Here is a 26,108-nt window from a genome sequence, read left to right on the forward strand (position 1 = left end):
TCGAGCGGGAGGAGCGTCATGTCTGTTGAATCCATCGAGACGGTCGATCTTCCCACCCGTCGCCGCGTCGTGGACCTGATCCTCAACGACGGCCCGCAGACTGCCAAGCAGCTGGCGGAGCGCCTGCACCTGACCCCGGCCGCGGTGCGGCGTCACCTGGCGGTGCTCCTCACCAGCGGCGCCCTGACCTCCCATGAGCAGCGGGTGTTCGGCGCACGGGGCCGAGGCCGGCCATCGAAGGTGTTCGTGCTCACCGACGCGGGCCGCGCCGAGTTCCGGCAGGCCTACGACGACCTCGCCATCGCCGCACTCAGGAGGCTCGCAGTCGCCGCGGGTCCCAGCGCCATCCGGGGCATCGCCGAGGACCGGGTCGCCTGCATCGAGGAGCGGTTCAGCGCAGCCCGCGAGGCGGACCCGGAGCGACCGGCGGTGGAGATCCTCGTCGAAGCTCTGGCCGCGGACGGCTACGCGCCGTCCATCCGGCCGGTCCACAGCGGCGAGCAGCTGCTTCAGCATCACTGCCCGATCGCGCACGTGGCCGCCGAATTCCCGATCCTCTGCGAGATCGAGACCCAGCTCTTCGCCAGGCTGCTGGGCACCCACGTCCAGCGGCTGGCCACCATTGCCCACGGCGACGGGGTGTGCACCACCAACGTGCCCCACCGCCTGCCCACCCCTCAAATCCCGAGAAGAAAGTGACGGCAACTCATATGACTCAGACCGCACCGTTGGCCCCCGGACTGGGGTCCACGCAGGACGAACACATCGAGGCACTGTCCAACTACCAGTGGGGGTGGCACGACAGCGACTCCGCCGGCTCCACGGCCAAGCGCGGCCTCAACGAGGGCGTCGTGACCAACATCTCAGGGCTCAAGAGCGAGCCCGACTGGATGCGCGACCTTCGGCTCAAGGGGCTCAAGCTGTTCGAGAAGAAGCCCATGCCCACCTGGGGCGCGGACCTCAGCGGCATCGACTTCGACAACATCAAGTACTTCGTGCGCTCCACCGAGAAGCAGGCCCAGACCTGGGAGGACCTTCCGGACGACATCAAGAACACCTACGACCGACTGGGCATCCCTGAGGCGGAGAAGGCCCGCCTGGTTTCCGGTGTCGCGGCCCAGTACGAGTCCGAGGTGGTCTACCACAAGATCAACGAGGAGCTCGAGCGCCAGGGGGTCATCTTCCTGGACACCGACACCGCGCTGAAGGAGTACCCGGAGATGTTCCAGGAGTACTTCGGCACCGTGATCCCCGTGGGCGACAACAAGTTCGCCTCCCTCAACACGGCGGTGTGGTCCGGCGGCTCGTTCATCTACGTGCCCAAGGGCGTCCACGTCACCATTCCGCTCCAGGCCTACTTCCGGATCAACACCGAGAACATGGGCCAGTTCGAGCGGACCCTGATCATCGTCGACGAGGGCGCCTACGTGCACTACGTCGAGGGCTGCACCGCGCCGATCTACTCCTCTGATTCGCTGCACTCCGCCGTGGTGGAGATCATCGTGAAGAAGAACGCGCGCTGCCGCTACACCACCATTCAGAACTGGTCCACCAACGTCTACAACCTGGTGACCAAGCGCGCCATCTGCGAAGAGGGCGCCACGATGGAGTGGATCGACGGCAACATCGGCTCCAAGGTGACCATGAAGTACCCGGCGGTCTACCTGATGGGTGAGCACTCCCGCGGCGAGACGCTGTCGATCGCCTTCGCGGGCGCCGGGCAGCACCAGGACGCCGGTTCCAAGATGGTTCACTGCGCCCCGCACACGTCGAGCTCGATCATCTCCAAGTCCGTGGCCCGGGGCGGTGGCCGTTCCTCCTACCGTGGGCTGGTCAAGGTGGAGCCGGGTGCCTCGCACTCCGCGTCGTCGGTGAAGTGCGACGCACTGCTGGTGGACAACATCTCGCGCTCCGACACCTACCCCTACGTCGACGTCCGCGAGGACGACGTCTCGATGGCCCACGAGGCCACCGTGTCCAAGGTATCCGAGGACCAGCTGTTCTACCTCATGAGCCGTGGCATGGGCGAGGACGAGGCGATGGCCATGATCGTGCGCGGCTTCGTCGAGCCCATCGCCCGCGAGCTGCCCATGGAGTACGCGCTGGAGCTCAACCGGCTCATCGAACTGCAGATGGAAGGCGCGGTCGGCTGACCCCCGCCCGCAGACCGCACCCCCACCTTTTCAGAAAGTGAACGCTGCATTGACTACTGCAACCATGCCCATCCTCGACGGCGCCGCCAACGTCGCCGGGGCCATCGAGACCATCGAGTCGCACCTCCACCCGGAGCCCAGCTTCGACGTGGCCAAGCACCCCATGCCCACCGGCCGCGAGGAGATCTGGCGCTTCTCGCCGCTCAAGGCTCTCCGTCCACTCCTGGCCGAGGGCGACGCTCTTGGCGGCCTCGACTGGGCGGGCGAGCTTCCCGACGGCGTCGAGATGCGCGCAATCCCGGCGGCTGAGGCGCAGGAACGCGCCATTGAGCCCCCCGTCGACCGGATCGCAGCTATCGCCGCGCAGCGCACCGGCGAGGCGATCTACCTGAACGTGCCCGCCGAGGCCGTCATCGCCGAGCCCATCGTGTTCACCGCCACCGGCAGCGGCGGCCCCGCCGCCGAGTCGTTCATCGCGGACTTCGGGCGGCATTCCCGCGCCACCCTCGTGCTGCACTTCGAGGGCTCCGCCCAGTACGCCGCCAAGTACGACTTCCGCGTCGCAGACGGCGCCGAGATCAACCTCGTCTACGTCAACGACTGGGCCGAGGACACGGTGCACGGCGCCCAGATCTCCGTCCAGGTGGGCCGCGACGCGCACGTCCGCACCATCCACACCTCCCTGGGCGGCAAGGCCATCCGCATCGCGGAGCGCGCCAGCTTCGCCGGCCCGGGCGGCTCCGTGGAGCAGTTCGGCCTGTACTTCGTCAACGGCGGCCAGCACGTCGAGCACCGCATGTTCGTCGACCACAACGAGCCCCACACCAAGAGCAACGTGGACTACCGCGGCGCGCTGCAGGGCAAGGGCGCGCACTCGGTGTGGATCGGCGATGTCCTGATCCGCAAGGTCGCCAAGCAGATCGAGACCTACGAGTCCAACAAGAACCTGGTGCTGACCGACGGCTGCCAGGCGGACTCGGTGCCCAACCTCGAGATCGAGACCGGCGAGATCGCCGGCGCCGGCCACTCGTCGACCACGGGTCGCTTCGACGACAATCAGCTGTTCTACCTGATGAGCCGCGGCATCACTGAGGACGAGGCGCGGCGCCTCATCGTGCACGGCTTCTTCAACGACATCATCCGCCGGATCGGTGTTCCCGCCATCGAGCAGCGCCTGCTGGCCCAGGTGGAGCGGGAGCTGGAGCTGGTCCACGGGAGCACCGCGACGAAGGAGCACGAGTGAGCTTCGTCACCGTCGCCCAGGTCGTTCAGCTCGATCAGGCCAAGCCGCTCGCGGTGGACGTCGACGACGAGCTGACCGTGGCCCTCGTCCTCCACGGCACCGAGGTCTACGCCATCGAGGACCAGTGCAGCCACGGCAAGGTCGCGCTCAGCGAGGGCGACGTCGTCGGCGGCACCATCGAGTGCTATCTGCACGGCTCCACGTTCGACCTCGCCACCGGCCGCCCGCTCAACCTGCCCGCCACCGCACCCGTTCGGGTGTTCGCGTGCCGCATCGAGGGAGGCGACGTCCAGATCGACGTCGACGCCCCCGCCACCACCTACTGACGCACGGGGGCGAGCCCCCCGCGGACCCCCAACTCGATTCACTCAGGAGAACCAGCACCCATGTCCACTCTTGTCATCTCCGACCTGCACGTCGACGTCATCACCGAGGAGGGCAACAAGCCCATCCTCAAGGGCGTCAACCTCACCGTGAAGCCGGGCGAGATCCACGCCATCATGGGCCCCAACGGCTCCGGCAAGTCCACGCTGGCCTACGCCATCGCGGGCCACCCCAAGTACGTCATCACGCAGGGTTCCGTGACGCTCGACGGCGTCGAGCTCACCGAGCTGAAGGTTGATGAGCGCGCCCGAGCGGGTCTGTTCCTCGCCATGCAGTACCCCGTCGAGGTGCCCGGCGTCTCCGTCGCCAACTTCCTCCGCACGGCCAAGACCGCGCTCGACGGCGCCGCGCCGAAGGTCCGCACCTGGGTCAAGGAGGTCGAGGCCGCGCTCGGCCGGATGCAGCTCGACAAGACGTTCTCGGCGCGTTCCGTGAACGAGGGCTTCTCCGGCGGCGAGAAGAAGCGCCACGAGATCACCCAGCTGGAGCTGCTCAACCCGAAGGCCGCGATCCTCGACGAGACCGACTCCGGCCTCGACATCGACGCGCTGAAGATCGTCGCCGAGGGCGTCAACCGCTACTCGGAGCAGGGTGACCGCGCGGTGATCCTCATCACGCACTACACCCGCATCCTGCGCTACATCGAGCCCACGTTCGTGCACGTGTTCGTCGACGGCCGCATCGTCGCCGAGGGCGGCAAGGAGCTGGCCGACGACCTCGAGGCCACCGGCTACGAGGCCTACGTGAAGGCGTCCGCGAACGCATGATGACGCCCCCCGCTGGAGAGCTGACCGCAGATGACTGACGCCCTGGACGTCGAGCAGATCCGCGCGGACTTCCCGATCCTGCAGCGCGGGGTGGGGGAGTGGCCGTTGGTCTACCTCGATTCGGCGAACACGTCGCAGAAGCCGCGACAGGTGGTGGACGCGATCGCCGGGCACTACCTCCAGCACAACGCCAACGTCGCCCGCGCCATGCATCTGCTCGGGGCCGAGGCGACGGAGGCGTTCGAGGGGGCCCGGTCCAAGGTCGCGGGGTTCATCGGCGCGCCGCGGACCGAGGAGATCATCTTCACCAAGAACGCCTCGGAGGCACTCAACCTGTGCGCCCACACCTTGGGATCCCGGCTGAAGCCGGGCGACGAGGTGGTCATCTCCGTGATGGAGCACCACTCGAACATCGTGCCGTGGCAGCTGGCCTGCCAGCGATCCGGTGCAACCTTGCGCTGGTTCGACGTCACCGACGAGGGCCGGCTCGACCTTGAGGCCGCCGAGCGGGACGGGCTCATCAACGAGCGGACGAAGGTCGTGTCGCTGACGTGGGTGTCCAACGTGCTCGGCACCCGCAACCCGATCGCGCAGCTCGCGGCCCAGGCCCACGCCGTCGGCGCCGTCATGGTGGTGGACGCCTCTCAGGGTGTCCCGCATCAGGCCACCGACGTCGCGGCCCTGGGGGCGGATCTGGTGGCGTTCACCGGACACAAGCTGTGCGGGCCCACCGGCATCGGTGTGCTCTGGGGCCGCTACGACCTCCTCGCCGGACTGCCCCCCTACATGGGTGGCGGCGAGATGATCGAGGTCGTCGAGATGAGCCACTCCACCTACGCCCCGCCGCCGCACCGCTTCGAGGCCGGCACGCCTCCCATCGCCCAGGCCGTGGGGCTCGGCGCCGCTGTCGACTACCTGACAGGCGTCGGCATGGACCTGATTGCCGCGCACGAGCAGCAGCTCACCGAGTACGCCCTGGCGAAGCTGACCAGCATCGACGGCCTCGTCCTGCTCGGTCCGGGCGAGGCGGTGGACCGCGGCAGCGCCGTGTCGTTCAACATCGCCGGGGTGCACCCCCACGACGTGATGCAGGTGCTGGACTCCCGCGGCGTCGCGATCCGCGGTGGTCATCACTGCGCGCGCCCCCTTCACAAGCGGCTCGGCCACCAGAGCTCGACGCGGGCGTCGTCGTACCTCTACACCACACCCGCCGAGATCGACGCGCTCGCCGACGCGCTGGTGTTCACCCGCAACTACTTCGCGCCACGATTCGGAGGCTGACGTGAACATCGACGAGCTGTACCAGACGATCATCCTGGACCACTACCGCGAGAAGCATCACTCCGGGCTGCGCGAGCCGTACGAGGTGGAAGTCCACCACGTGAACCCGTCCTGCGGCGACGAGCTCACCCTGCGTGTGCACGTCGACGGCGACACGATCACCGACATCTCCTACCACGCCGAGGGCTGCTCGATCTCGCAGGCCTCCACCTCGGTGATGACGGACCTGCTGATCGGCAAGCCCGCCAGTCACGCCCTGGACCTGCACGACAAGTTCCTCGAGATGATGCAGAGTCAAGGCCGCATCGAGCCCGACGAAGACATCTTCGAAGACGCCATCGCGTTCGCCGGAGTCTCCAAGTTCCCCGCACGCGTCAAGTGCGCGCTCCTCGGCTGGTCCGCGGTCCGGGACGCCACCCTGCAAGCCACCGCCCACCCCGCTGGTTGAGCCGACGATCCGGCTCGAGCCCGGATCATCGTGTCGAAACCCCCTCGACCTCAAGGAGAACCATGTACACCCCAGAACAGCGGCCCAGCGATCTGGTCAAGGACCAGCTCCCCGACGTGGACCTGTCCCAGCCCGCAGCCCCGGCGTCAGCCGCGGCCACGGAGGATGAAGTCCTCGAGGCGATGAAGGACGTCGTCGACCCCGAGCTGATGGTCAACGTCGTCGACCTGGGCCTCGTCTACGGCGTCCAGGTCGACGAGTACGGCAACGCGACGATCGACATGACGCTCACCTCACCCACCTGCCCCCTCACCGACAAGATCGAGTACGACACCAAGTACGTGCTCGATGGCCTCGTGTCGTCGGTGACCATCAACTGGGTGTGGCTGCCGCCGTGGTCGCTCGAGGCGATCACCGAGGACGGCCGCGAGCAGCTGCGCGCAATCGGCTACAACCTCTGACGGCGGGCCTCCCGCGGGCTAGCCTCAGATCAAGGATCACTGAGACCAGGAGGCGACGATGCCCACGTTCACGACCGCAGATGACGTGACGCTCCACTACACCGACACGGGCGGCCGGGGCCGACCCCTGGTCCTCGTCCACGGCTGGCCCCTCTCGGGGGAGGCGTTCGCACGCAACCTCCCGGCCTTCGTCGAGGCCGGTCACCGCGTGATCACCTACGACAGGCGGGGGTTCGGACAGTCCGACAAGCCCGCCGGCGACGTCGACTACGACGTCCTCGCCGACGACCTCGAGGCGCTCATCCAGGACCTGGACCTGCAGGGCGCCGTGCTCCTCGGCTTCTCCATGGGTGGCGGCGAGGTGGCGCGCTACTTCAGCAGGCACGGCTCCGAGCGCATCGCCGCCGCGATCTTCTCCGGCTCCATCACACCCGCGCTGTGCATCTCCGACGACAACCCGGACGGCGCCATGCCCATGGACGGCTTCCAGGGGATGTCCGACCAGTGCGCAACGGACCGCGACGGTTTCCTCGACCAGTTCATCACCTGGTTCTACAGCACCGCCGACGGCGGCCTCCAGGTCGATGAGGACACCCGTCAGGCGGCACTGAAGATCGCCCACCAGTCCAGCCCCCATGCCGCGGCGCAGACGATCCTGATCTGGGCAACCGACCTGCGGGACGACTGCCGCGCCATCGACGTGCCAACGCTCGTCATCCACGGCGACGGAGACATCAACGTTCCCATCGACAAGTCGAGCCGTCGGATGGCCGAGTTCGTGCCGGACTCCGAGCTCGTGGTCATCCACGGCGGCCCACACGGCGTCAACGACTCGCACGCCGAGCACTGGGAGCGGGAGATCATCGGGTTCATCGGGATGCTCTAGCCGCCAGGCGTCGACTGCCGGGGTCCGGCCGGGCAGCCCGCGATAGGCTCAGCCGGTGCGCGACAACAGGGCCGGACTGGGCTACGGGCTGGCGGCCTACATCCTGTGGGGCCTGTTTCCGCTGTACTTCCAGTTCTTCGGCCGCTCCGGCGCGCTCGAGGTGGTGGCGCACCGGGCGCTGTGGTCGCTGGGGTTCTGCCTGCTCCTCATCGCGCTGCTGCGGCAGTGGGGGCTGCTGCGCGCCGCGCTGGCGGACAGGCGCACGGTCGCGGCGCTCGCCCTGGCGGGCGGCCTCATCGTCGTCAACTGGACCACCTACGTCTTCGCGGTCATGACTGAGCGGACCCTGGAGACGGCTCTCGGCTACTTCATCAACCCACTCGCGGTGGCGTGGCTCGGCATCCTCGTGTTGGGGGAACGGCTGCGACGCCTTCAGTGGGTGGCCATGGCGTTCGGGGTGGCCTCCGTCGCAGTGATGGTGGTGGGGTACGGGCAGGTTCCCTGGATCGCCCTGACTCTCGCGGGCTCGTTCGGGCTCTATTCGCTGGTGAAGAAGCTCGCAGGACGCTCTGTGGGTGCCCTGCCAGGCCTGGCGATCGAGACCGCCGCCGTCGCCCCGGTGGCAGCGGCCTACCTGGCCTACCTCGCGGCGACCGGGGGATCGACGGCGACCGGTGGCTACGGAGCGCTGCTCGCCACCACCGGCATCGTCACGGCGATCCCGCTGCTGCTGTTCGCCGCCGCGGCCCGGCGCATCTCCATGATCACCATCGCGATCCTGCAGTACCTGGCCCCCATCGGGCAGTTCCTGGTGGGCTGGCTCGTCTTCGATGAACCGATGCCGGCCGCGCGCTGGGCCGGGTTCACCCTGGTGTGGGCGGCGGTGGCGTTGTTCATCGCCGATGCGCTCCTGGCCAGCCGTAGGCGCCGCTGACCATCCTCGGTTTGCCCTGCGCGCGCCTGGCAGGGAGACTGTCAAGGTGCTACAGGTCAAGGACATCGAGGTGCGCGCGGGCGCCAGGCTGCTGCTGTCGCCGGTGTCCTTCCAGGTGATCGGGGGAGACCGGATCGGCCTGGTGGGCCGCAACGGCGCCGGGAAGACCACCCTCACCCGCATCCTGGCCGGCGAGTCGCTGCCGGCCGCGGGCACCGTGACGCGCGCCGGTCAGCTGGGCTACCTGCCGCAGGACCCGCGGTCCGGTGACCCGGAACAGATCGCCCGCGACCGTATTCTGGGCGCCCGCGGGCTGGACCAGGTGATCCAGCGGATGCGCCGAGCCGAAGAGGGCATGGGGAGCCACAGCGATTCCGTGCGCGAGGAGGCCATGGCCGCCTATTCGCGCGCCGAGGCAGATCTGGTGGCGGCAGGCGGCTACGCCGCCGAGGCCGATGCCGCGCGCATCGCGGCCAACCTGGGCCTGGCGGACCGGGTGTTGGGTCAGCCGCTGAAGACCCTCTCCGGTGGCCAACGCCGCCGCATCGAGTTGGCGCGGATCCTCTTCTCGGACGCCGAGACGCTGCTCCTCGACGAGCCCACCAACCACCTCGACGCGGATTCCGTGGTCTGGTTGCGCAGCTACCTTCAGGCCTTCCCCGGCGGCCTGATCGTGATCTCCCACGACACCGAACTGCTGAACGCGGTGGTCAACAAGGTGTACCACCTCGACGCCAACCGTGCCGAGCTGGACATCTACTCCATGAACTGGAAGCGGTACCTCCTCCAGCGCGAGACCGACGAGAAGCGACGCAAGCGTGAGCTCGCCAACGCCGAGCGCAAGGCCTCCCAGCTGATGCTGCAGGCGGACAAGATGCGCGCCAAGGCCACCAAGGCTGTCGCCGCGCAGAACATGGCCAAGCGCGCCGAGAAGCTCATGGCGGGCGTCGAGGGTGAGCGTCGGGTCGACGCCGTCGCCAAGATCCGCTTCCCGGAGCCCGCCCCGTGCGGCAAGACCCCGCTCCGCGGCCATGACCTCAGCAAGTCCTACGGATCCCTGGAGGTGTTCACCGCCGTCGATCTGGCCATCGACAAGGGATCCAAGGTGGTGATCCTCGGCCTCAACGGCGCAGGCAAGACCACCATGCTGCGCCTTCTGGCCAAGATGGAGGACCCGTCCGCCGGGCGGGTCGAACTGGGGCACGGCGCGAAGCTCGGCTACTACGCGCAGGAGCACGAGACCCTGGACGTGAAGCGCAGCGTGTTGGACAACATGAAGTCCGCCTCGCCCAACCTCAACGACACCGAGGTGCGCAAGGTCCTCGGCTCGTTCCTGTTCACCGGGGACGACGTGCAGAAGCCCGCGGGCGTGCTCTCCGGCGGCGAGAAGACGCGCCTGGCGCTCGCGATGCTCGTGGTCTCTGCCGCCAACGTCCTGCTGCTCGACGAGCCCACGAACAACCTGGACCCGGCCTCCCGCGGCGAGGTGCTCAACGCGATCCGCACCTACGCGGGGGCCGTGATCCTGGTCACCCACGATCCGGGAGCGGTCGAGGCACTGGAGCCGGACCGGGTGCTGGTGATGCCCGACGGCGTCGAAGACCTCTGGAGCGACGAGTACGCCGAGCTGATCGACCTGGCCTAGCGAGGTCTAGCGGTACGCCCCGGAGGAGCGCCGCTCAGAACACGCGGCTGACGGTCGCCTCCCACGGCTCCATCACGGGGCGGCGGGGGCCCCCCATCACCGGCACGATCGTCCCGCCCACATGCGGCCGCGGTCGCTGCTTGGCCGAGGTGTTGCATTCGATCAGGAACACCTCACCGGCCAGCTTGCGGTAGTAGGCGAAGTAGAACTTGTGGTGCGGGTGCACCCACTTCAACGCCCCGATGGTCAGGGCGCGGTGGTTCCGCCGCAGCCGGATGAGCGCCTTGTGCCACGAGAACACCGAGTCGGGGTCCGCAACCTGCTCCTCGGCGGAGAACCCCGGCTCGGTGTCGGTGCCCATCAGCCACGCGGTGCCCTCGGTGAAGCCGCCGTCGGGACTCCACCGGATCGGCACCCGGGAGTGGTCCCGCGACCCTGCCAGGATCTGTGCCCAAGCCGTGTCGGGTGCCATCCCACCGTCGATGAGCGCCTGATGGCGGTTGATCGACTCCACGTCGCGCAACTCCTCGACGCCTGCGAACGACTGGTTGATGGCCGCAAGCTCCTGCCCTTGGAACAGGAACGGGGTGCCGCGCATGGTGAGCTGGATGGTGGCCAGCATCTTCCCGATCGCGCTGCGCACCGCCGGGTCCTTCTCCAGGCCCATGCCGAACTTGCTGAGCATCCTGGGATTGTCGTGGTTGTCCAGGAACACCGCGATCCAGTCGCTGGGTGCCAGGTGCGAGTCGTAGGCGCGGTAGAACCGTTTGAGGTAGTAGAGCTGGTACCTGTAGGAGTCCCACCGCACGTGGCCCGGGTTGTCGAGCACGTCGAAGTTGAAGATCAGATCCAGTTCCCCGCGACCGTATCCGCTCAACAGTCGCCCCAGCTCCATGCCGATGCCGGGGGTCTCTCCCACCATCACCCCGATCATGTCCGGGGGGAGTGGCTCGTCGAGGGTGCCGTCGGGCCGGCGTCGACGGGGGCTCGAGACGGGCTGCTCGCGGCGCGTGAACCCGTCGCGACGCAGGCCGCGCAGGAACTCGTGCAGCCGCGGGCCGTAGAAGTAGTGCTCCACGCCGACGAACTCCAACAGCTTGCCGATGAATGGGTGCCCGTCCGGCAGACCGGGCTTCTTCGAGATGTAGTTGATGACGTCCAGCCGGAAGCCGTCGATGCCGCGCTGCATCCAGTACCGGACGATGTCGGCCACCTCGTCGCGCACGTCCTCGTTGTCCCAGTTGAGGTCCACCTGCCCGTCGGCGAACAGGTGCAGCACCCACCGCTCAGCCTCAGGCACCCAGCTCCAGCCGGGGCCGGAGAAGAAGGACGTCCAGTTGTTCGGCGGGGTGTCCGGGTCTCCCTCCACCATGAAGTAGTAGCCCCCGTAGCGGCCCGTGGGGTCCGCCACCGCCTTCCGGAACCACTCGTGCTCCGCCGAGGTGTGGTTCACGACGAGGTCGAGGATGAGCCGCATGCCGCGTTCGTGACAGGCGGCGATCAGCTGGTCGACGTCCTCCAGGGTGCCCATCTCGTCGTTGATGTCGCGGTAGTCGCTGACGTCGTAGCCCATGTCCTCGTTGGGGGACTTGAAGATGGGGGAGAGCCAGACGCAGTCCACCCCCAGTTTCTGGAGGTAGTCCAGCTTCCCGATCACGCCCTGGATATCGCCCACGCCGTCGCCTGAGGCGTCAGCGAAGGAGCGCGGATAGACCTGGTAGAACACGGCCTCGCGCCACCAGGGCGTGGGGTGCGGGGCGCGGCCATCCAGGGGGCGGTCGCGTTCCGAGTTGACCAGGTCCAGGATCACGTCCAACATCCCGGGGCCGGTGAGGGGCTGCAGCAGCCGCTCGATCCACTTCAGCTGCATCCACTCCACGGTGTAGACGAGACGGCGGGGCAGCGCGGTCTGCAGCAGCAGCTTGTCGATGACGTCGCGTCCGACGGGATGCTTGTACAGCTGGCGGACGGTGTGGCTCTTAGTCAACAGCTTGTTCGACACGTGCGTTCCTCTCGGCCAGGTCCTTGACGACGGTGGCGTAAAATTCCTCGTTCAGCTTGTACCGTGCGCGGAGCACAAGGTAGCTGACGAGGATGAGCGCCAGGGGGAGGCCCAGCATGGACATGCGCAGGATGCCGAGCCCTTCCTCGGTGACGTCATCTGGGGTTGTCGCCACGTCGATGCCGGACCAGATCAGCGTCACGCCCACCACGCCGCTGGCGATGGCGTTGCTGAGCTTGTAGATGAAGGGCTGCAGCGAGAAGGTGACGGACTCGTTGCGACGGCCCAGCTTCCACTCGCCGTACTCGACCGAGTCCGCGATGAACATCACCATCAGCAGCTGGATGGCTCCTTGCCCCGCAAACAGCAGAACCCCCGCGACACCCACCACCACGAGGGATCTGCCGGACACCAGGAACACGAGGTAGCCCGCGGCGCACAGCGCCGTGGCGAGCAGGTGAATCTGCGACCGAGTCAGCACCTTGGACGCCAGGGGGAACAGGGCAAGGGCCGCAATCTGGGAGATGCCCAGGATGGCGGCGAAGATCGCGTAGGCGCCCTCATCGAGGAAGTAGTACTTGAAGTAGTACAGCCCGAACGACGCGGTGGTGAGGTAGCCGGCCATGAACGCCACCATCGCCAACGTCACCCACAGGAGCTGGTCGTTGCGGGCGATCACGGAGAACAGCTCGCGCAGCGGCGTGGTCTCCCGGTGGCCCGCCACACGTTCTCGCGTGAATACCAGGGTCACGGACTGGAACAGCAACATGAGAACCACCAGCCCGGCCGCAAGCACGAACCACGCCGTCCGGGCATCGCCGAAGACGCCCGTCAGCCACGCCGTGATCGGCACCAACGCCACCACGATCGCGAAGAGGCCGATGTTGGCGCAGATGCGGGCCACCACCCCGATCTTCTCTCGCTCCTTCTGATCCTGCGTCAGAGACGGCAGCATCGACCAGTAGGAGATGTCGTTGATGGTGTAGGCCACCTCGTAGACGAGGTAGACCGCGGTGAACAGCACCACGTAGCCCCACCCGTCGACGCCCAGGTCCGCGAACATCAGCAGACTTGCCGCCCCCCACAGCACCGCACCCACGAGGATCCACGGCTTGAACTTCCCCCACCGGCTGCGTGTGTTGTCCACCACCACCCCCATGACGGGATCGTTGACGGCGTCGAAGACGCGCATCGCCACCAGGATGGCGGTGACGGCGGCGAGTTGCGCGCCAGAGACGTCCAGCACGTCGGTGAGGTAGAACATGAGGTACAGCGACACCAGCGCCGCAAGCATGTCGCGGCCGAGAGTGCCGAGCCCGAAACCCCAGCGTGTCGCGGTCATGGGCCCACCCTAGGGCCAACTCAGTTCACGAAGGGTGCGTCAGAGTCAGGATGCTCACTGCGAGGGTGGTCGACGCCGCGACGGTGACGCCGTGTCGGCCGTGGAACGCATTAGGGCCCATCGCGATGAGGTCCGCCACCTCCTCGGGCGCCAGGTGGAGTGGCTGGACGAGGGTGTCGAGAGCCTCCAGGCTCCAGCCGGGCAGCGAGGCCAGGACGGCGTCGGCCTTGTCGTCGGCCACCCCGAGCAGGCCGTACTCTGCGCGCACCTCGCCGAGGTGGGCGGGAGTCGGCACAGCCACGACGAGCCGGCCGCCGGGGGCGAGGACACGGGTGAACTCGGCCGGGTTGCGAGGGGCGAACACGCAGAGGAGGGCGTCGACCGCGCCGTCGCGGAGGGGGAGCCCCGCCCAGGTGTCGGCCACGATCGACGACGCCCGGGGGTGCGCCTTGGCGGCGCGTCGGGCGGCCGCCGCGGAGACGTCGGTGGCCAGGCCCTCAGCGGAAGGGTTCGCGTCCAGCGCCCGGCTGAGGTAGTAGCCGGTCCCGGCGCCCACCTCTGCGATGCGGGCTGCGCCCGAGACTTGGGCTGCCACCGCCTCCGCCAGCGGGGCGTAGTGGCCGGCGCCGAGAAACCGTGCTCGCGCCTCCAGCATGGACGGGGTGTCGGCGTTGCGCGGCGCGGCGCGGCCCAGCAGGTTGACGTAGCCCTGGCGTGCAATGTCGAAGGAATGCCCGGCCTGGCAGCGGAGGGTCTGGTCGGTGCGAGCCAACGGGAGCACGCAATGTGGGCAGCGCAGCCAGTCGAGACCGCTCACTGAGGGGGCGTCTCCTGCCCCTGAGGGGCCGCTGTCGCGGGAGGCGCGTGCTGCGACTCGAGAGGTTGCGTCTCTGTCTGCTGCGGCGTCTGTCCGCGTGCCTCCCTGCGGTCGCGGAGGTCCGCCCGCACCAGCACCACCATCCCGACCACCCCGATCAGCGTGAACGCGAACCACTGCAGCGCGTAGCTCAGATGCGGTCCCTCATCCAGCTCCGGTTCACCCAGAGGCCGCAGGACGTCCGTCTCGGGCGGAGTGGACTCAAGCAGCGCCACGTAGCCGTTGACGAGCTCCCTCCCGAGCGCCGTGCCGAGCGCCTCGGAGCTGATCAGCCGGATCTGGTTCTCGTGCGGGGTCATCGCCCCCTCGTCGCCCCGGTCGTTGCGGCGCACGAAGCCGGTGACGGTGACCTCACCCTCGGGCGGGGCAGGCAGCGCCCCGTCCGGATACCCGGGCTGCCGCACCAGGAAGCCTCGGTTGATCAGCAGGGAGTCGCCCTGGGCGGTGTCCAGCACCGCGACAGCCTCGCTGCCGTAGGCGCCGTCGAGGGAGCGGTAGCGCACCTGGAACTGCTCGCCCGTGTAGGTGCCGGTGGCCGAGACCCGGTACCACTGGTCCGCGTCGTCGATGACGCCGGTCATCACCTCGTCGTAGGACACCACAGGCAGCGCACGATGGGCCTCGACGACGGCGTTGTTCTCGCGTCGCTCGTCGAGCCGCCGCAGCTGCCACTGTCCGAGCATGACGAACACGGTGGCCAGCACCGCGGCGAAGACGCCCATGGCGATCCACCGCTTGACCTGCCTGCTCAATGATCCTCCTCGACGGTGCCCGGCACCACGTCCCCGCCCGTGATGGCGCCCCGGACCTCACCCCTGTCGTCGTCTGCCGCCACCACCGGAGGGGGGCGATGATCCGCGCTGTTGGCGAACAACACCGCGAAGGCAGGTAGAAGGGCGGCCGCGCCCAGCGCCACCACCTTCCACCAGCCCGGCACCACCAGAAACAACAGGAAGCAGGCGGTGCGCACCGCCATGGTGATGAGATAACGCCGCTGGCGTTCCTCCAGCTCAAGGGTGCGTCCGCGACCGGCGCTGGTGATCAGCGTCGAGTCGTCTCCCTTGGCCATGCCCGCCAGCATAGTCCGGGCCGCGGGAGACCCCCTCGAAACGGGGGGCGTGCGGTAGGTTGCTCCCGTGGTTTCAGAATCTAGAGTGGTCCTCGTCACCGGCGGATCCAAGGGCATCGGGCGCGCGATGGCGGAGGCGTTCCGCGACGCCGGGTACCGTGTCGCCGCCACCTACCGCTCAGGCGGCGTACCGGAAGGCGTCCTCGGCGTCCCGTGCGACATCACGGATCAGGGACAGGTGGACCAGGCGTTCACCACCGTCGAGGCCGAACTCGGCCCGGTGGAGATCCTGGTGGCCAACGCAGGGGTGACCAAGGACACCTTGCTCATGCGCATGTCGGACGAGGATTGGCAGTCGGTCATCGACACCAACCTCACCGGCACCTTCCGTGTGGTGCGCCGCGCCAGCCGCCCCATGATGCGGTCCCGCTTCGGCCGGATCATCCTCATCTCGTCCGTGGTGGGCCTTCTCGGTTCGCCAGGGCAGATCAATTACTCCTCGTCGAAGGCGGCTCTCGTCGGGATGGCCCGCAGCCTGACCCGGGAGATCGGGTCCCGCAACGTGACCACCAACGTGATCGCGCCGGGGTTCATCGAGACCGACATGACCGCCGTCCTGCCCGAGGGCACCATCGCGGATTACACCAAGCGGATCCCCGCGGGTCGCCTCGGCAGCGTCGACGACGTGGCCCAGGCCGCTCTTTTCCTGGCCGGCGAGCACGCCGGCTACATCTCCGGCGCCGTCATCCCCGTTGACGGCGGCCTCGGCATGGGTCACTGAGAAAGGACCTGACGATGGGTCTCCTTGAAGGCAAGAACATCCTGGTCACCGGCGTGACCATGCGGACCTCGATCGCGTACGCGGTCGCAGAGATCGCGCAGCGCGAGGGCGCCACGATCGTGGTCTCGGCGGCCGGTCGCGCCATCGGCCCGGCCCAGCGGGCCATCTCCAAGCTGGACCCGGTGCCGCCGCTGATTGAGCTGGACGTCACGGACCCCGAGCACCTCGCTGCGCTTCCGGGCGTGTTGGCCGAGCACTTCGACGGCGGCCTGGACGGCATCGTGCACTCGATCGCCTACGCCCACCCGGAGAAGGCCCTGGGGGGCGCGTTTCTCACCACGGACTGGGAGACGGTCGGAGCCGCCCTGCACATCTCCGCATACTCGCTGCAGTCGCTGACCATGGCCTGCAAGCCGCTGCTCAACCGCGGCGCCAGCGTGGTGGGCCTCACCTTCGACGCCCGGATCAGCTGGCCCACCTACGACTGGATGGGCGTGGCCAAGGCGGCGCTGGAGTCCACCTCGCGTTACCTGGCCCGGTACCTCGGCCCGGACGGCATCCGCTGCAACCTGGTGGCCGCAGGCCCCCTGGACACCGTGGCGAAGAAGGCCATCCCGGGAGCATCGTCCTTCAACGACACCTGGTCGACGCGCTCCCCCCTGCCCTGGGACACCTCGGACGCCGTCCCCTCCGCGAAGGCCGTCGTGGCGCTGCTGAGCGACTGGTTCCCCGCCACCACAGGCGAGATGATCCACGTCGACGGCGGGCTGCACTCCACCGGAGCCTGAGCGGTCGCGGGGAGGCCCGACAGCACGTGGTGGGTGGTGCGGGCCGGTCCCGCCCGTGACTCCGGGGGTGGCCCAAGCGCCTGCCCCTTCGCACATGCCCGACCAACCCGGCCCGGCCCGCACCCCCACCTCCCAGCGCGTTTCATCGTCCGCCCGGCCTGCAGTCACCCGCTGGCGGCGTCCGGTAGGTTGGGTGGCATGGCAGCGGTGGCAGAACTAGCGGGCGTGACGATCAAGCGTGGCGGGGCCACCCTCCTCGACGATGTGAGCCTCGTGATCGGCGAGGCGCAGCGCTGGGTGGTCATCGGCCCCAACGGCGCCGGGAAGACCACGCTGCTCCAGCTCCTGTCGGCCCAGCTGTACCCCAGCGACGGCATCGTCGGCATCCTCGGGGAGGTGGTGGGCACCGTCGACGTGTTCGAGCTTCGGCCCCGCATCGGGCTCACGTCCTCCGCGCTCGCGGACCGGATCCCCGCCGACGAGCGGGTCAGCGACGTGGTGCTCTCGGCCGCCTACGCCATCGTCGGCCGGTGGCGCGAGGAGTACGACGAGTACGACGTGGCCCAGGCGGACCACCTGCTGTCGTCGATGCGCGTCGCCCACCTTCGTGAGCGCACGTTCGGCACCCTCAGCGAGGGCGAGCGCAAGCGGGTGCAGATCGCCCGGGCGCTGATGACGGACCCCGAGCTGCTGCTGTTGGACGAGCCCGCTGGCGGCCTGGATCTCGCCGGGCGGGAGGCGCTGGTGGACACCTTGTCCGCCCTCTGCGTGGACCCCGACTCCCCGGCGACGGTGCTGGTCACCCACCACGTGGAGGAGATCCCGCAGGGTGTCACGCACTGCCTCCTGATGCGCGACGGGCGCATCGTGGCCGACGGGCCGATCAGCTCCACGCTCACCGACGAAAACCTCAGCCGCACCTTCGACATGCCGCTGCGCGTCACCCACGACGGCGGACGCTGGAGCGCGAGGAGCCGAATGTGAACGAGTGGCTGGAATGGATCCGGACCAACCTGTGGGCAGGCTGGGGCATTCTGGCCGCCCTCCTCGCCGCGGCCGAGCTCCTCACCATGGACCTCACCCTCCTCATGCTCGCCTCGGGGGCGGTGATGGGCGGCGTCACCGCGCTGATCTTTCCCGGTCTCGTCTGGCTGCAGGTCCTCGTCGCGCTCACCACCGCCGTCCTCACCCTGTTCGTGCTGCGCCCCACCCTCCTCGAACGCGTCCGGCGGGCCCCCGGCTACCGTTCCTCGCTGGACAAGCTGGTGGGGGCATCTGGACGCTCGCAGGGAGAGATCACCGGCAGCCGGGGCGAGGTGAAGGTCGAGGGTCAGATCTGGGAGGCGCGCTCCTTCGACCCGAACGTCGTGATCGGCCCCGACGAGGACGTCGAGGTGTTCGGCCTCGACGGCATCACGCTCATCGTCTATCCCACCCATCGTCAGCTCGGCAGCTAACCTCCTAGGAGAAAAACCATGCCCGACATCACTCTCTGGGTACTCATCGCACTCGTCATCCTCATCGTCATGACGCTGGCGGCCACACTTAAGATCATCCGGCAGCAGAAGGTTGCGCTGGTCGAACGGCTGGGCAAGTTCCGCAAGGCGCTTGAGCCGGGCCCCCACCTCGTCGTCCCGTTCTTCGACCAGGTCCGCTACGTGCTGGACATGCGCGAGGAGGTGGTGCCGTTCCCGCCGCAGGGCGTCATCACCGAGGACAACCTGATGGTCTCCATCGACTCGGTCATCTACTTCCAGATCGTCGATCCGGTGCGCGCCGCCTACGAGGCGCAGAACTACCGCGCCGCCATCGAACAGCTCACCATGACCACGCTGCGCAACATCATCGGCGGCATGGACCTCGAGGCCGCGCTGACCTCACGCGAGGAGATCAACCAGCGGCTTCGTGCCGTGCTCGACGAGGCCACCGGCAAGTGGGGCATCAAGGTCAACCGGGTGGAGCTGCGCGCCATCGAGCCGCCGCCCACCATCCGTGACGCGATGGAGAAGGGCGCCCGCGCCGAGCGCGACAAGAGGGCCTCCATCCTCATCGCCGAAGGGCAGCGTCAGTCTCAGATCCTGTCTGCGGGTGGCGACAGGGAGGCGGCGATCCTGCGCGCACAGGGCGACCGTGAAGCCGCTGTGCTGCGTGCCCAGGCCGACAGGCAGGCGCAGATGCTGCACGCCGAGGGTGAGGCGCAGGCCATCACCAAGGTGTTCAACGCCATTCACGCCGCAGAACCCGATCAGGCGCTGCTGGCCTACCAGTACATGCAGATGCTGCCGAAGCTCGCCAAGGGCGATTCGAACAAGGTGTGGGTCATCCCCAGCGAGCTCAACGATGCCCTCAAGGGCCTGGGCCAGGTGGCCGAGACTGGCGGGGTCCGCGACTACGTGTCTCAGGCCGCGCAGAAGTTCGAGGCACCCGAGATGGTGGACGTGCAGGCGGAGATCGAGGAACAGGCCGTGCGTGATCGTCAGCGTTCCAACGCCACCGTCGAGCAGGCGATCGCCGATGCGCAGGCCCTTGATGCGGGGCGCGCCGCGTCGAGGCGGGCGCACATCAGCACCACGCCCAGATCGTTGGCGCCCTCCGGTGAGGAACCGCTGTCCATCGGGGACGGTAACTCGTCCTCCTCACCCCAGCCGTCCTCCTCACCCCAGCAGGCCGGCGAGGAGCAGTCCAGCCCGTGGGGGCCTCAGTCCTGAGCCTCGCGCAGCCTCGTGGCCAGCACCGAGCTGGCCAGCAGTTGCGCCTGGTGGTACAGCATGAGCGGGATCACCAGCACACCGACGGTGGCGCCGGGGAACAGCACGCTGGCCATGGGCACGCCCGTGGCCAGCGACTTCTTGGTGCCGCAGAACATGAGCGCGATCCGGTCCTCGCGCGGGAAGCCGAGCCACCCGCCCAGCGCCCACGTGTAGGAGAACATCAGGGCCAGGAGTGCCAGCGCAAGGGGAACCAGCAGCAGGAGTTCGGTGAGCGCCAGCTGCTGCCAGACGCCGGAGACGCGCAGTTCGGAGAAGGCGCCGTAGACGATCAGCATGATCACCGCCTGGTCCAGGAACTTGAGGCGCGCCTTGTGCCGGGCCATGAATCCGGCCGTCACCACCCGCGACAGCTGCCCCAGCACGAAGGGCAGCAAGAGTTGCACCACCACGCCCCACACCTGCTCGAAGCCGATCGATCCGCCGCTGGCTGTGGGGATGAACACGATGGCCAGCAGCGGGGTGATCACCACCCCCAGGACGTTCGAGGCCGTCGCCGAGACCATGGCGGCGGCCACGTTGCCGCCGGCCAGCGAGGTGAAGGTGATCGACGACTGCACAGTCGAGGGCACCAGGCATAGGAAGATCAGCCCAACCCGGATGGGGGCCGACAACACGGCGTCGGGGATGGCCAGCACGGGGACCGCCAACAGCGGAAAGACGACGAACGTGGTGCTGAGGATGGCCAGGTGCAGCCTCCAGTTCTTCAACCCCGATCGGGTCTCGGCAGCGGACAGCCGCGCGCCGTAGCCGAAGAAGAGCACGAAGACGCCCACCCGGGTGACCAGGTCCAGGATCTCGGCGGGACGCCCGCTCACCGGCAGCAGCAGGCCGAGGGCCAAGGTGCCGAGGATGATCACGAGGATGGGGTCGACCTTCAGTTTCACTGACTCTCCTCCAGACGGGCCGCCAGGACCCCGCGCACGGCGTTGGTGACGGTGATGGCGTCGGCCCGGCGGAGTTCCGCCACCGTCACGGGGTACTCCGCCACAGACCCTGCTCCGAGCAGCGCGGGGTCGGAGAGGACCGCCGAGCGTTGGACGCCGTCGAGAATTCCCAGGTCGAGCGGCGGGGTGACCCAACGGCCGTCGAGGAGAGCGAACACCGATGTGCGTCCCCCTTCCAAGATGCGGCCATGGGCGTCGAAACCGATGGTGTCGAAGGCCCCAGCCGCGGAGGCCGCACGCACGGCGTCGTCGTAGAGTCCGCGCGCCGAGGTCTTGTGCCTGGCCAGCGGCCCGGGGACCCACGGCGCGTCGGCCAGCACGATTCGCGCCTGGGCCAGTGGGGGCTCCAGGGGGGTCCGGGTCACCGACGCCGCGCCCGTGGGGGCCACGTCGATGGCCACCCGCCAGGCACCGGTTGGAGTGTCGCGGACGGCCGCCTCCACCACCGCCTCGACGGGGCCGAAGCCCAGCTCGCGGGCCGAGGCGGTCAGCCGTGCCTGATGCCTGGTGCCGAGCGGCGCGACGCCATCGACCACGCGCAGGGTCTCCTTCAATGTCACGGTGGGTCTCAGGCCGGTGGCGAAGGCGGCCTTCGCGAGGCACTCGGCCCACTCGCCGTCAGGGGTGCTGTCCGCGACCACCCCGGAGCCGATGCCGAGCCGCACCCTGCCCTCGCCGTCGACCTCCAGGGTGCGGATGGCGATGCTGAGGTTCATGGCCCAGCCCAGTTCGTCGGCGGCAGGATCGATCAGGCCGAGGCTACCGGTGTAGAGCCCGCGACCGTCCCGCTCAGCGCGGCGGATGAGGCGCATGCTGGCCAGCTTGGGCGCCCCGGTGATCGACCCGCAGGGGAAGGTGGCGGCGAGGAGGTCCGCCGGCGTCGTGCCGGGGACCAGGCGGCCGCTGACCGTGCTGGTCATCTGCCACAGGTCACCGACCCGCTCCACCTCGAACAACCTTGACACCGCCACTGTTCCGGGCACCGCGACGCGGCTGAGGTCGTTGCGGAGGAGGTCGACGATCATCAGGTTCTCTGCCCGGTTCTTGGGGTCCTCGCGCAGGGCGACGGGGTCCGTCCAGGCCGGCGCCGTGCCCTTCATCGGCCTGGCCACCGCCGAACCATCGGCCACGCGGATGAACAACTCGGGGGAGAGGCTGAGCGTCCAGGGCGCCGCCGGCGCGGGAAGGCGCGCCAGTGCCCCGTACGCGGCCGGCTGCCGCCGGCGCAGCCTGGCGTAGAGGGCCATCGGGTCGCCGACGAGGCGGGCGGTGACCCGGTGGGTGTAGTTGACCTGGTAGCTGGTGCCGGCCGCGATGGCCTCCTGGAGGTCGGCCACAGCCAGGCCGAAGTGGGGGTGGTCCACGTCGTGCGCGATCTCCGCCAGCCACCCGTGGCCGTTGTCGGGCAGCACGTCGACGGGGTCCACGGGCGCCCGATCCTGGAACCAGTAGACCGCGCCCGGCGCGGTGTCCTGGAGCCCGGCGTGCGCCTCGCCCAGATCGTAGGGGAGCCAGGCGAAGGCGTGCAGCCCTTCCGCCCAGCCGTCGCGTAGCGCCGCGTCCAGGCCCTCCAGCGTGACCGGGGTCACCCGACGGAGCCCGGTGAGAAGGGTCGCGCTGCCCCGACGGGCGTCGTCGAGCAGCACGAACGGGTCCATGGCGCCCAAGGCTATCCCGATCGTCCGCATCGGGGTCGGGCGGTATCGTCGGGCCGTGCTGATCGACGTGACCGACCCCACCGACGAACGGCTCTCGGACTTCGCGGGCCTCCGCGATGCCCAGTTGCGGCGCTCTGATGAGAGTCGATTCATCGCGGAGGGCGTCAAGATCATCGAGCGGGCCCTCGCGGCCGGGTGCCGCCCCAGGTCCCTCCTGCTGCAGCCGAGATGGCTGACGGGCGTGGAACCGCTGCTGCAGGGCTGGCCCGACGTGCCGGTCTACGTATCGACGGAGGCGCTGATCGAGAAGATCAGCGGCTTCCACGTCCACAGGGGGGCGCTCGGCTCCTTCGACCGCCCGCCTGAGGCGACCTGGGAGCAGATCTTGGCGGCCCGGCGCGTCATCGTCTGCGAGGAGATCGTCGACCACGCCAACATCGGCGCCATCATCAGAGTGGCGGCCGGGCTCGGCTGGGATGCGGTCATTGTCTCCCCAGGCAGCGCCGACCCGCTCTACCGGCGTGCGATCAAGGCCTCCATGGGCGCCTCGCTCGCGTTGCCGTGGCGCCGCATGGACTCCGACGCGGACCTCACCCGCCTCCGCGAGGCCGGCTTTGCGCTTGTCGCCTCGACGCTGTCAACCGCGGCCGTGGAGCTCGCCGAATTCGAGGCGCCGGAGAGGGTGGCGCTGCTGCTCGGCACCGAGGGCCGCGGCCTGAGCGACGCGTGGCTGGCCGCCGCTGATCATCACGTGACCATTCCCATGGCCCAGGGCGTGGACTCGCTGAACGTGGCCGCGGCCGCCGCGATCCTCGCCTATGGACTGGGCCCGAGAGTTCACTCCCCTTAAAGGGGACCGAACTCAGGTCTGCGGGGGCTCGGGTTCTCCGGCAGGGGTGGCGTGGGCGGCCTTGGGGGAGATCGGCCAGTCCTCCGGATAGCGCCAGGCCAGCTCGGCCACCTTGGCGTCCAGCTGCCGGCGGGAGCGCGCGGAGAGGCGGTCACCGAAGACGGTGCCGTTGAGGTGATCGGTCTCGTGCTGGAGGCAGCGGGCGAGCAGGCCGGTGCCCTCCACGACGATCTCGTTGCCCCATGGATCCTGACCGACGCAGCGGGCCTTGTCCGGCCGCGCCAGCATGGCGTAACCGCCCGGGAACGACAGGCAGCCCTCGTCCGCGGCGTCCAGCTGGCGGTCGCTGCCCTCCGGCACGGTGACCACCGGGTTGCACACGACGCCGGTCTGGAGCCGGTCGTCACCGTCGGGGCATTCGTAGATGAACACCGCGAGCCCCACCCCCACCTGGGTGGCGGCCAGGCCCACGCCCTCCGAGGCGCGCATGGTGGCGAACATGTCACGGATGAGCGTGTGCAGCTCCTCACCGAACTCGGTGACCGGCTCGGTCCTGGCGTGCATGACGGGGGTTCCCCACCTGGTCATCGGGCGGACGGAGCCGCCCTGGGTGAGATCGTCCTGCGCCATGTGTCCTCCAGCAGTGCTCGTCCACGCTCTTTCGGGTGCCCAGTATGCCGCACGGGTGTCGTGCTGCGCCCCGGCGTGCGCGGTGCGCGACACTGACAGGTATGGAGCTTCCCCCGGGGTGGTCCGCCCTGCTGGACGAGTACTCGGCGCACCTCAGCGCCGAGCGTGGCCTGTCGCCCCACACGGTGCGCGCCTACCGCACTGATCTGGTGGATCTGGCACGCTTCGTCGACGTCGAGGTGGGCCGCGTCACCCTCGGGCGGCTGCGTGGCTGGCTGGCCCGGATGGCAGACGACGGCGCGGCGACGGCCACGGTGCAGCGCCGGGTGGCGTGCGCGCGGGGGTTCTTCGCCTGGGCTCAGCGCGAGGTGCCCTTGTCCGTGAACCCCGCCGCGCGGCTCCGGGCGCCGAAGCGTCGGCAGCACCTCCCCACCGTGCTGCCCGTCGGCGCCGTGGAGGCGGGCATCTCCGGGGCGGAAGCGCGGGTGGGCGAGGATGACGCTCCGCTCGCGAGAAGGGATCTGGCGCTGGTGGAGGTCCTCTACTCCGGCGGCCTGCGCGTCTCGGAGGCGTGCGGACTGCTGCTCCGCGACGTCGACAGGGAGCGTCAGTCCCTGAGCGTGCTGGGCAAGGGGGGCAAGCACCGCACCGTGCCGGTGGGACTGCCCGCGCTCCGCGCGATCGACTCCTGGCTCGACCTGCGCCCCCTGCTGGCAAGGGCGGGCAGCCCGGAGACTGTGTTTCTGGGGGCCAGGGGCGCCGCGCTGGATCCGAGGGTGGCCCGCAGGGTGGTCCATGCCCTCACCTCGGCAGGCGGCACGGGGATGGATGTGGGGCCGCACGGGCTCCGGCACGCGATGGCCACCCACCTCATCGAGGGCGGCGCGGACCTTCGCAGCGTGCAGGAGATGCTCGGCCACGCGTCGGTGGCCACCACCCAGATCTACACACATGTCACCTCCGAGCGACTCCGCGACGCCTTCCGGCAGGCACATCCGCGCGCCTGACTCCTGGCGGGCCGGGGAGCCGGTCACCCACCGGAGCCGGAGTGCAACGCAAGCGGATCGGTCAGGCTGCCGTTCCGCCACGCCATCCAGTGCAGGTGGCACCCGGTGGACAGTCCGGTGTTGCCGACGCTCCCGATGCGAGCCCCCGCGGCCACCTGCTGGCCCTCACGCACCTCCAGCCCCGGCAGGTGTGTGTACGCCATGGACAGGCCCCCTCCGTGATCGATCCTCACCCGGTAGCCATAGGCCACGTGGAAGGATGCGTCCACCACCACGCCGCCGCTGGGGGCGTGGACAGGGGTTCCGCAGGAGGCGGCCAGGTCCACGCCGTCGTGCAGTTTGACCACGCCCGTGACGGGGTGGCGGCGCATCCCGAACGGGGACGACACCCTCCCGTCCACTGGCAGGGACCCGACGGTGGTGACGTGGGCCGCAAGCAGCTCCGGCATCGGCCTGGGCTGCGACCCGGCGGGCAGCAGCCTGACCACGGCGGTCTCGAGGTAGAGCAGGGGATCGAGGTAGCGCTCACCGTCGGTGAGTCCCCAGTGCAGGCACGCCGCCCCGTCGCAATGCCCCGCCGCGAGCGTGCCGATGCGGTCCCCGGCGGCGACCACCTCGCCCTCGCCGATCCCCGGAGAGACCGGTTGATACGTGGTCCGCCACCCGTTCCCATGGTCGATGGAGACCGTGCCGCGGCCGGCCACGAAACCCGAGAAGTGCACGCGCCCAGCCGCCGCCGCCCTCACAGCCGTCCCCGCCGTGCCTGAAAGGTCCACCCCGCGATGACCGGGTGCGTAGGGCGAGGCGGGCGCGTCGAACCCACGCATGGGCCGGCCCTCAACGGGAGGCTCCAGGAGCAGGCCGGCATCCGCGGCCGCGGTGGCGACGCAGGACAGCATGGCGAACAGCCAGAGGGAGAGCAGGAATCGGCGCATGCCCCTTGTTCGTCAGCGTGCGCCCCGATCTCCCGCCGGCGCTGCCAGCTGTGGACAGGTGCGTTTGTCGCCGTCGGACGCACCCGTCTAAGATGACCCTGCAACCCTTGGGTTGACATCGCATGCGCCGCGCGGGGGACCGCCGGTGGCCGCGTGGTCCCGCTCCCCGGAGCGGGTGCGGCGCCGGGCGCATCAGGCATTGGCCCCGCTGGGGTCATCGTAACCACCGTGGGCCCTCGGCCCACCGAAGTC

General features: G+C 69.1%; 27 protein-coding genes. 18 read left to right on the forward strand and 9 right to left on the reverse strand.

Annotated features, from left to right (window positions below; translation table 11 throughout):
• Positions 1-18: 18 nt before the first annotated feature.
• From ACX1D1_RS07990 to ACX1D1_RS08040, 11 genes are all read left to right on the forward strand, one after another.
• Positions 19-699, forward strand: a complete 681-nt coding sequence (locus ACX1D1_RS07990) for a helix-turn-helix transcriptional regulator (RefSeq protein WP_459054239.1) — start codon at positions 19-21, stop codon at positions 697-699.
• A gap of 11 nt (positions 700-710) precedes the next feature.
• Positions 711-2,153 carry a Fe-S cluster assembly protein SufB gene (sufB, locus tag ACX1D1_RS07995; RefSeq protein ID WP_459054241.1) on the forward strand — a complete coding sequence of 481 codons (1,443 nt, stop codon included), beginning with the start codon at positions 711-713 and terminating at the stop codon, positions 2,151-2,153.
• A gap of 64 nt (positions 2,154-2,217) precedes the next feature.
• Entirely contained in the window at positions 2,218-3,396 is a 1,179-nt protein-coding gene (gene sufD / locus ACX1D1_RS08000; protein WP_459054242.1) for a Fe-S cluster assembly protein SufD, read from the forward strand.
• Positions 3,393-3,722: a non-heme iron oxygenase ferredoxin subunit gene (locus tag ACX1D1_RS08005; protein WP_182783044.1), complete on the forward strand. Its 330-nt coding sequence runs from the start codon at positions 3,393-3,395 to the stop codon at positions 3,720-3,722. Before sufD ends, ACX1D1_RS08005 begins: the two co-directional genes overlap by 4 nt.
• A 60-nt stretch (positions 3,723-3,782) precedes the next feature.
• Complete coding sequence (gene sufC, locus ACX1D1_RS08010; RefSeq protein WP_182783043.1) at positions 3,783-4,547, forward strand: Fe-S cluster assembly ATPase SufC; 765 nt, start codon at positions 3,783-3,785, stop codon at positions 4,545-4,547.
• Between the two features lie 30 nt (positions 4,548-4,577).
• Positions 4,578-5,828: a cysteine desulfurase gene (locus ACX1D1_RS08015; protein ID WP_459054243.1), complete on the forward strand. Its 1,251-nt coding sequence runs from the start codon at positions 4,578-4,580 to the stop codon at positions 5,826-5,828.
• A gap of 1 nt (position 5,829) precedes the next feature.
• Positions 5,830-6,276 carry a Fe-S cluster assembly sulfur transfer protein SufU gene (gene sufU, locus ACX1D1_RS08020; RefSeq protein WP_182783041.1) on the forward strand — a complete coding sequence of 149 codons (447 nt, stop codon included), beginning with the start codon at positions 5,830-5,832 and terminating at the stop codon, positions 6,274-6,276.
• Positions 6,277-6,338: 62 nt separating this feature from the next.
• Positions 6,339-6,737 (forward strand): metal-sulfur cluster assembly factor, encoded by a 399-nt coding sequence (locus ACX1D1_RS08025; RefSeq protein WP_182783040.1) that lies wholly within the window; start codon positions 6,339-6,341, stop codon positions 6,735-6,737.
• A gap of 58 nt (positions 6,738-6,795) precedes the next feature.
• Positions 6,796-7,623: an alpha/beta fold hydrolase gene (locus tag ACX1D1_RS08030; RefSeq protein WP_182783039.1), complete on the forward strand. Its 828-nt coding sequence runs from the start codon at positions 6,796-6,798 to the stop codon at positions 7,621-7,623.
• A 55-nt stretch (positions 7,624-7,678) separates the two neighbouring features.
• Positions 7,679-8,557 (forward strand): EamA family transporter RarD, encoded by an 879-nt coding sequence (gene rarD / locus ACX1D1_RS08035; RefSeq protein WP_459054244.1) that lies wholly within the window; start codon positions 7,679-7,681, stop codon positions 8,555-8,557.
• Positions 8,558-8,603: 46 nt separating this feature from the next.
• Entirely contained in the window at positions 8,604-10,202 is a 1,599-nt protein-coding gene (locus tag ACX1D1_RS08040) for an ABC-F family ATP-binding cassette domain-containing protein (RefSeq protein WP_459054245.1), read from the forward strand.
• Between the two features lie 34 nt (positions 10,203-10,236).
• Here the strand turns inward: ACX1D1_RS08040 and ACX1D1_RS08045 are convergent, their stop codons facing one another.
• From ACX1D1_RS08045 to ACX1D1_RS08065, 5 genes are read right to left on the reverse strand one after another with little or no spacing between them, the layout of a single operon-like run.
• On the reverse strand, positions 10,237-12,204 hold the full coding sequence (locus ACX1D1_RS08045) for an alpha-glucosidase (RefSeq protein WP_459054246.1): 1,968 nt from the start codon (positions 12,202-12,204) through the stop codon (positions 10,237-10,239).
• Positions 12,182-13,546 carry a glycoside-pentoside-hexuronide (GPH):cation symporter gene (locus ACX1D1_RS08050; protein WP_459054247.1) on the reverse strand — a complete coding sequence of 455 codons (1,365 nt, stop codon included), beginning with the start codon at positions 13,544-13,546 and terminating at the stop codon, positions 12,182-12,184. The genes ACX1D1_RS08045 and ACX1D1_RS08050 overlap by 23 nt, the downstream gene beginning before the upstream one ends.
• A 25-nt stretch (positions 13,547-13,571) precedes the next feature.
• Complete coding sequence (locus ACX1D1_RS08055; protein ID WP_459054248.1) at positions 13,572-14,363, reverse strand: putative RNA methyltransferase; 792 nt, start codon at positions 14,361-14,363, stop codon at positions 13,572-13,574.
• Positions 14,360-15,175 (reverse strand): SURF1 family cytochrome oxidase biogenesis protein, encoded by an 816-nt coding sequence (locus tag ACX1D1_RS08060; RefSeq protein ID WP_459054249.1) that lies wholly within the window; start codon positions 15,173-15,175, stop codon positions 14,360-14,362. The genes ACX1D1_RS08055 and ACX1D1_RS08060 overlap by 4 nt, the downstream gene beginning before the upstream one ends.
• Complete coding sequence (locus tag ACX1D1_RS08065) at positions 15,172-15,492, reverse strand: DUF3099 domain-containing protein (RefSeq protein WP_182783032.1); 321 nt, start codon at positions 15,490-15,492, stop codon at positions 15,172-15,174. Before ACX1D1_RS08065 ends, ACX1D1_RS08060 begins: the two co-directional genes overlap by 4 nt.
• A 127-nt stretch (positions 15,493-15,619) precedes the next feature.
• Between ACX1D1_RS08065 and fabG the strand changes: the two genes are divergently transcribed.
• The 5 genes from fabG to ACX1D1_RS08090 all read left to right on the forward strand — a co-directional run bounded on the left by fabG (position 15,620) and on the right by ACX1D1_RS08090 (position 19,769).
• A complete protein-coding gene (gene fabG / locus ACX1D1_RS08070; protein WP_459056558.1) occupies positions 15,620-16,273 on the forward strand; it encodes a 3-oxoacyl-ACP reductase FabG in 654 nt (217 codons plus the stop codon).
• A 14-nt stretch (positions 16,274-16,287) separates the two neighbouring features.
• Positions 16,288-17,061 (forward strand): enoyl-ACP reductase FabI, encoded by a 774-nt coding sequence (gene fabI / locus ACX1D1_RS08075; protein ID WP_182783031.1) that lies wholly within the window; start codon positions 16,288-16,290, stop codon positions 17,059-17,061.
• Between the two features lie 198 nt (positions 17,062-17,259).
• Positions 17,260-18,045, forward strand: coding sequence for an ABC transporter ATP-binding protein (locus ACX1D1_RS08080; protein WP_182783030.1), 786 nt, complete (start codon positions 17,260-17,262; stop codon positions 18,043-18,045).
• Positions 18,042-18,518 (forward strand): NfeD family protein, encoded by a 477-nt coding sequence (locus tag ACX1D1_RS08085; protein WP_370585748.1) that lies wholly within the window; start codon positions 18,042-18,044, stop codon positions 18,516-18,518. Before ACX1D1_RS08080 ends, ACX1D1_RS08085 begins: the two co-directional genes overlap by 4 nt.
• A 69-nt stretch (positions 18,519-18,587) precedes the next feature.
• On the forward strand, positions 18,588-19,769 hold the full coding sequence (locus tag ACX1D1_RS08090) for an SPFH domain-containing protein (protein ID WP_370585754.1): 1,182 nt from the start codon (positions 18,588-18,590) through the stop codon (positions 19,767-19,769).
• Here the strand turns inward: ACX1D1_RS08090 and ACX1D1_RS08095 are convergent.
• Together ACX1D1_RS08095 and ACX1D1_RS08100 are read right to left on the reverse strand one after the other, a co-directional pair.
• Entirely contained in the window at positions 19,760-20,716 is a 957-nt protein-coding gene (locus ACX1D1_RS08095) for a bile acid:sodium symporter family protein (protein ID WP_182783028.1), read from the reverse strand. The genes ACX1D1_RS08090 and ACX1D1_RS08095 overlap by 10 nt on opposite strands.
• On the reverse strand, positions 20,713-22,434 hold the full coding sequence (locus ACX1D1_RS08100) for a chorismate-binding protein (RefSeq protein WP_459054250.1): 1,722 nt from the start codon (positions 22,432-22,434) through the stop codon (positions 20,713-20,715). The genes ACX1D1_RS08095 and ACX1D1_RS08100 overlap by 4 nt, the downstream gene beginning before the upstream one ends.
• Here ACX1D1_RS08100 and ACX1D1_RS08105 point away from each other — a divergent pair.
• Positions 22,433-23,284: a TrmH family RNA methyltransferase gene (locus ACX1D1_RS08105; protein WP_459054251.1), complete on the forward strand. Its 852-nt coding sequence runs from the start codon at positions 22,433-22,435 to the stop codon at positions 23,282-23,284. The two genes, ACX1D1_RS08100 and ACX1D1_RS08105, sit on opposite strands and share 2 nt — an antisense overlap.
• Positions 23,285-23,296: 12 nt before the next feature.
• Here ACX1D1_RS08105 and def read toward each other — a convergent pair whose 3' ends face one another.
• Positions 23,297-23,914, reverse strand: a complete 618-nt coding sequence (gene def, locus ACX1D1_RS08110; protein ID WP_459054252.1) for a peptide deformylase — start codon at positions 23,912-23,914, stop codon at positions 23,297-23,299.
• Positions 23,915-24,015: 101 nt separating this feature from the next.
• Between def and ACX1D1_RS08115 the strand changes: the two genes are divergently transcribed.
• The gene (locus ACX1D1_RS08115) at positions 24,016-24,921 is read left to right on the forward strand and encodes a tyrosine recombinase XerC (protein ID WP_459054253.1); all 906 of its coding nucleotides are present in this window, start codon (positions 24,016-24,018) and stop codon (positions 24,919-24,921) included.
• A gap of 23 nt (positions 24,922-24,944) precedes the next feature.
• Here the strand turns inward: ACX1D1_RS08115 and ACX1D1_RS08120 are convergent, their stop codons facing one another.
• Entirely contained in the window at positions 24,945-25,856 is a 912-nt protein-coding gene (locus ACX1D1_RS08120; protein WP_459054254.1) for a M23 family metallopeptidase, read from the reverse strand.
• Positions 25,857-26,108 lie beyond the last annotated feature (252 nt).

It is taken from the genome of Tessaracoccus luoxuelianae, from assembly GCF_054483915.1.

Excerpts from the sequence above, each read along its gene's own strand:
- ACX1D1_RS07990 (WP_459054239.1), top strand. The coding sequence starts at position 19 with ATGTCTGTTGAATCCATCGAGACGGTCGATCTTCCCACCCGTCGCCGC.
- sufB (WP_459054241.1), top strand. The coding sequence starts at position 711 with ATGACTCAGACCGCACCGTTGGCCCCCGGACTGGGGTCCACGCAGGAC.
- sufD (WP_459054242.1), top strand. The coding sequence starts at position 2,218 with ATGCCCATCCTCGACGGCGCCGCCAACGTCGCCGGGGCCATCGAGACC.
- sufC (WP_182783043.1), top strand. The coding sequence starts at position 3,783 with ATGTCCACTCTTGTCATCTCCGACCTGCACGTCGACGTCATCACCGAG.
- ACX1D1_RS08015 (WP_459054243.1), top strand. The coding sequence starts at position 4,578 with ATGACTGACGCCCTGGACGTCGAGCAGATCCGCGCGGACTTCCCGATC.
- ACX1D1_RS08025 (WP_182783040.1), top strand. The coding sequence starts at position 6,339 with ATGTACACCCCAGAACAGCGGCCCAGCGATCTGGTCAAGGACCAGCTC.
- ACX1D1_RS08030 (WP_182783039.1), top strand. The coding sequence starts at position 6,796 with ATGCCCACGTTCACGACCGCAGATGACGTGACGCTCCACTACACCGAC.
- ACX1D1_RS08050 (WP_459054247.1), bottom strand. The coding sequence starts at position 13,546 with ATGACCGCGACACGCTGGGGTTTCGGGCTCGGCACTCTCGGCCGCGAC.
- ACX1D1_RS08065 (WP_182783032.1), bottom strand. The coding sequence starts at position 15,492 with ATGGCCAAGGGAGACGACTCGACGCTGATCACCAGCGCCGGTCGCGGA.
- fabG (WP_459056558.1), top strand. The coding sequence starts at position 15,620 with ATGGCGGAGGCGTTCCGCGACGCCGGGTACCGTGTCGCCGCCACCTAC.
- fabI (WP_182783031.1), top strand. The coding sequence starts at position 16,288 with ATGGGTCTCCTTGAAGGCAAGAACATCCTGGTCACCGGCGTGACCATG.
- ACX1D1_RS08080 (WP_182783030.1), top strand. The coding sequence starts at position 17,260 with ATGGCAGCGGTGGCAGAACTAGCGGGCGTGACGATCAAGCGTGGCGGG.
- ACX1D1_RS08090 (WP_370585754.1), top strand. The coding sequence starts at position 18,588 with ATGACGCTGGCGGCCACACTTAAGATCATCCGGCAGCAGAAGGTTGCG.
- ACX1D1_RS08105 (WP_459054251.1), top strand. The coding sequence starts at position 22,433 with ATGGCGCCCAAGGCTATCCCGATCGTCCGCATCGGGGTCGGGCGGTAT.
- ACX1D1_RS08100 (WP_459054250.1), bottom strand. The coding sequence starts at position 22,434 with ATGGACCCGTTCGTGCTGCTCGACGACGCCCGTCGGGGCAGCGCGACC.
- def (WP_459054252.1), bottom strand. The coding sequence starts at position 23,914 with ATGGCGCAGGACGATCTCACCCAGGGCGGCTCCGTCCGCCCGATGACC.
- ACX1D1_RS08115 (WP_459054253.1), top strand. The coding sequence starts at position 24,016 with ATGGAGCTTCCCCCGGGGTGGTCCGCCCTGCTGGACGAGTACTCGGCG.
- ACX1D1_RS08120 (WP_459054254.1), bottom strand. The coding sequence starts at position 25,856 with ATGCGCCGATTCCTGCTCTCCCTCTGGCTGTTCGCCATGCTGTCCTGC.